1 protein-coding gene and 1 pseudogene are annotated in these 1,050 nt (G+C 38.3%); both read left to right on the top strand.

The features are described from left to right. Positions 1–261: 261 nt before the first annotated feature. A pseudogene (locus AB5935_RS27955) lies at positions 262–666 on the top strand (DNA-binding protein); the annotation flags it as partial. Positions 667–811: 145 nt separating this feature from the next. After that, the coding region (locus AB5935_RS27950; protein WP_368328095.1) for a hypothetical protein at positions 812–1,050 on the top strand (239 nt) is incomplete at its 3' end.

Genomic DNA, 1,050 nt, shown 5'->3' with positions numbered 1-1,050 from the left:
GTTAGCTGTCAAAGCACAGGCACAGGGATTGAAGTTAGTTGATATTCCGGAAGCGGACGAGATATATACTCGTGAATGGGCATTGAATACTGCCGCTGTGACTAAATTACTGTTGGGTGATTAAATTCTTGGGAGGAATTGTCTTTTTCCTCCTAAGATTTAAAGGTCGTATCGCATAAAGTTATACCTTTGTATGCGATAGATTAATCGTCTGACTATAGTGTACTTTTCGTCTGACTGTAGTTTAATTTTCGTCTAACTATTGTAGAACTTGGCGAACTCGGGCATTTTAGCATCTCTTTGAAATGTACGCATAAAGTAATGACTAAACGTGAGATTCGTGCCGAATCAATCTGTTTTGATAACGTGCATTTGCGCACTTCCAAAGGGTTCAAAAGGAAGATTAAGCGTGAAATAGAGTTGGAACGTGTGGACAAATCCAAACACTCTTCTCAAAAAGTGGAATTTTCTATGGAGCAACGCCAACAGCTTTTACAGGAATTTCTAAAGAAAAATGGTGGTATTACCCGATTGGAATATAGTAGCCTGACCGGACTTTCCCGGCTGAAAGCAATAGATGATTTGAATATTTTCATTGACAAAGGGATTCTTCGTAAACGTGGAGCTGGAAGAACCGTGTTTTATGTCTGGCAACATGAAGAATGATAATCAACTAAAAAATCCTCGTGCTGTTACTGACAGCTTTGTGTTTTTTGTCATTCACGGTAACACATATTAAGATGTATAACTTGCTGATTATTTTTCATACTGTTATATTTGTCCCGCTATTCTATTAATCAATAGAGGGAGAATGTATCAAAAGAAAAATATAAGGGTATATATAGCATGGATGTTATTCATGACATTCATTCCCTTCTTTGTAGTGAAGACCTTTCACTATCATGGAAGTGAGGATGAAAAGTCGTGTTCCCATGCAAAGCATTCTCACCAATCATCTGATGATTGTGCGATCTGCCAATACTCCCTTTCTTTCTTTACTGAACCTCAACCGATAGAATTTCATTGCACACTGACGCTCGTGCCCTACGA

It is taken from the genome of Phocaeicola sp. RTP21198st1_B8_RTP21198_201120, from assembly GCF_040929485.1.
Taxonomy (GTDB): Bacteria; Bacteroidota; Bacteroidia; order Bacteroidales; family Bacteroidaceae; genus Phocaeicola; species Phocaeicola dorei.
This window is presented reverse-complemented; position numbering and strand designations above follow the sequence as displayed.